Genomic DNA, 3597 nt, shown 5'->3' with positions numbered 1-3597 from the left:
AAAAAAAAAAAAAAAAAAAAAAAAAAAAAGAAATAAAGATTGCAGCACCTGAGTTTCGCGTATGGTCACCCACTACACTACTCGGTCAGGCTCTTACCAGCTTAACTACAGTTGATCGGACGGGAAACGGTGCTTTCTGGTAGATATGGCCGCAACCGATAGTTTAACGGAAACGCAGGTGATATGAGGGCAGGGTCCAGACATGTTCAGTAGGTGGGAGTGAGAGGTGTTATGGGTGGAGGACAATTTTTATTATATTTCATCTAATAGCAATAGGATATGACAGGTGAAAAAGCAAAAGCAATAGTGCATTGTGATGTGGAGAATAAGGTGCATACGATGAAAAAGGTGATTTGTCATTTACAAGAGGTAGGTCGAAACAGAACATGAAAGTTGGTCGGTAGGTGGCATGCAGAGGTAGTTTCAAGGTGACAGGTTATGAAGATATGGTGCAAAAGACAAATGGATGGTGGCAGGCATAGTAAAATGATGGTGTGGAAGACATAGATGGTATTTGTTTTGCATTTACGGCACCGGATGCGGGCGATAATGACGGGAAGAGATTTAGTATGTGGGACAGAATGTCGGCGGCAGTATTGAGACCATGAGAGTAGCAAACGTAAGTCTAAAGGTTGTTTTATAGTAGTTAGGATGTAGAAAATGTATTCCGATAGGCCATTTTACATTTGGAGGGACGGTTGAAAGTGGACAGAGGAAAAGGTGCGGAAATGGCTGATTTTGATTGTTTATGTTTTGTGTGATGATTTTACATTTTTGCATAGTATTAGGTAGTCAGATGAAAGATGAATAGACATAGGAGTAAGAAAACATAGAATAGTTACCGTTATTGGTAGGAGTGTGGTGGGGTGGTATAGTCCGCATTGGGATGTTACTTTCCTGTTATGGCATGGATTTCCCTTTAGGGTCTCTGAAGCGTATTTCCGTCACCGAAAAAGGCAGAAAAAGGGAAACTGAAGGGAGGATAGTAGTAAAGTTTGAATGGTGGTAGTGTAATGTATGATATCCGTTGGTTTTGGTTTCGGTTGTGAAAAGTTTTTTGGTATGATATTTTGCAAGTAGCATATATTTCTTGTGTGAGAAAGGTATATTTTGTATGTTTTGTATGTTCCCGCGCGTTTCCGTATTTTCCGCTTCCGCTTCCGCAGTAAAAAATAGTGAGGAACTGGGTTACCCGGGGCACCTGTCACTTTGGAAAAAAAATATACGCTAAGATTTTTGGAGAATAGCTTAAATTGAAGTTTTTCTCGGCGAGAAATACGTAGTTAAGGCAGAGCGACAGAGAGGGCAAAAGAAAATAAAAGTAAGATTTTAGTTTGTAATGGGAGGGGGGGTTTAGTCATGGAGTACAAGTGTGAGGAAAAGTAGTTGGGAGGTACTTCATGCGAAAGCAGTTGAAGACAAGTTCGAAAAGAGTTTGGAAACGAATTCGAGTAGGCTTGTCGTTCGTTATGTTTTTGTAAATGGCCTCGTCAAACGGTGGAGAGAGTCGCTAGGTGATCGTCAGATCTGCCTAGTCTCTATACAGCGTGTTTAATTGACATGGGTTGATGCGTATTGAGAGATACAATTTGGGAAGAAATTCCCAGAGTGTGTTTCTTTTGCGTTTAACCTGAACAGTCTCATCGTGGGCATCTTGCGATTCCATTGGTGAGCAGCGAAGGATTTGGTGGATTACTAGCTAATAGCAATCTATTTCAAAGAATTCAAACTTGGGGGAATGCCTTGTTGAATAGCCGGTCGCAAGACTGTGATTCTTCAAGTGTAACCTCCTCTCAAATCAGCGATATCAAACGTACCATTCCGTGAAACACCGGGGTATCTGTTTGGTGGAACCTGATTAGAGGAAACTCAAAGAGTGCTATGGTATGGTGACGGAGTGCGCTGGTCAAGAGTGTAAAAGCTTTTTGAACAGAGAGCATTTCCGGCAGCAGAGAGACCTGAAAAAGCAATTTTTCTGGAATTTCAGCTGTTTCCAAACTCAATAAGTATCTTCTAGCAAGAGGGAATAGGTGGGAAAAAAAAAAAGAGATTTCGGTTTCTTTCTTTTTTACTGCTTGTTGCTTCTTCTTTTAAGATAGTTATCTGGTTGATCCTGCCAGTAGTCATATGCTTGTCTCAAAGATTAAGCCATGCATGTCTAAGTATAAGCAATTTATACAGTGAAACTGCGAATGGCTCATTAAATCAGTTATCGTTTATTTGATAGTTCCTTTACTACATGGTATAACTGTGGTAATTCTAGAGCTAATACATGCTTAAAATCTCGACCCTTTGGAAGAGATGTATTTATTAGATAAAAAATCAATGTCTTCGGACTCTTTGATGATTCATAATAACTTTTCGAATCGCATGGCCTTGTGCTGGCGATGGTTCATTCAAATTTCTGCCCTATCAACTTTCGATGGTAGGATAGTGGCCTACCATGGTTTCAACGGGTAACGGGGAATAAGGGTTCGATTCCGGAGAGGGAGCCTGAGAAACGGCTACCACATCCAAGGAAGGCAGCAGGCGCGCAAATTACCCAATCCTAATTCAGGGAGGTAGTGACAATAAATAACGATACAGGGCCCATTCGGGTCTTGTAATTGGAATGAGTACAATGTAAATACCTTAACGAGGAACAATTGGAGGGCAAGTCTGGTGCCAGCAGCCGCGGTAATTCCAGCTCCAATAGCGTATATTAAAGTTGTTGCAGTTAAAAAGCTCGTAGTTGAACTTTGGGCCCGGTTGGCCGGTCCGATTTTTTCGTGTACTGGATTTCCAACGGGGCCTTTCCTTCTGGCTAACCTTGAGTCCTTGTGGCTCTTGGCGAACCAGGACTTTTACTTTGAAAAAATTAGAGTGTTCAAAGCAGGCGTATTGCTCGAATATATTAGCATGGAATAATAGAATAGGACGTTTGGTTCTATTTTGTTGGTTTCTAGGACCATCGTAATGATTAATAGGGACGGTCGGGGGCATCAGTATTCAATTGTCAGAGGTGAAATTCTTGGATTTATTGAAGACTAACTACTGCGAAAGCATTTGCCAAGGACGTTTTCATTAATCAAGAACGAAAGTTAGGGGATCGAAGATGATCAGATACCGTCGTAGTCTTAACCATAAACTATGCCGACTAGGGATCGGGTGGTGTTTTTTTAATGACCCACTCGGCACCTTACGAGAAATCAAAGTCTTTGGGTTCTGGGGGGAGTATGGTCGCAAGGCTGAAACTTAAAGGAATTGACGGAAGGGCACCACCAGGAGTGGAGCCTGCGGCTTAATTTGACTCAACACGGGGAAACTCACCAGGTCCAGACACAATAAGGATTGACAGATTGAGAGCTCTTTCTTGATTTTGTGGGTGGTGGTGCATGGCCGTTCTTAGTTGGTGGAGTGATTTGTCTGCTTAATTGCGATAACGAACGAGACCTTAACCTACTAAATAGTGGTGCTAGCATTTGCTGGTTATCCACTTCTTAGAGGGACTATCGGTTTCAAGCCGATGGAAGTTTGAGGCAATAACAGGTCTGTGATGCCCTTAGACGTTCTGGGCCGCACGCGCGCTACACTGACGGAGCCAGCGAGTCTAACCTT

Annotated in this window: 1 protein-coding gene and 2 rRNA genes (1 of these 3 cut by a window edge); 1 reads left to right on the top strand and 2 read right to left on the bottom strand. The window is 42.2% G+C overall.

All coding sequences use genetic code 11. The features are described 5' to 3' along the window. Window positions 1-36: 36 nt before the first annotated feature. A 5S ribosomal RNA gene (gene rrf, locus F0364_RS29545) occupies window positions 37-157 on the bottom strand. A gap of 1636 nt (window positions 158-1793) precedes the next feature. Beyond that, the gene (locus tag F0364_RS29540; protein ID WP_207719574.1) at window positions 1794-1997 is read right to left on the bottom strand and encodes a hypothetical protein; all 204 of its coding nucleotides are present in this window, start codon (window positions 1995-1997) and stop codon (window positions 1794-1796) included. Between the two features lie 98 nt (window positions 1998-2095). On the opposite strand from F0364_RS29540, the gene F0364_RS29535 reads away from it, so the two are divergent. Beyond that, window positions 2096-3597 (top strand): 16S ribosomal RNA (locus F0364_RS29535); it runs 308 nt beyond the window's last position.

Origin of the sequence: Foetidibacter luteolus, assembly GCF_009650435.1 — a bacterium.
GTDB classification, from domain to species: Bacteria; Bacteroidota; Bacteroidia; order Chitinophagales; family Chitinophagaceae; genus Foetidibacter; species Foetidibacter luteolus.
Note: the sequence above shows the minus strand (reverse complement) of the source record. Positions and strands in the feature narration are given on the sequence as shown.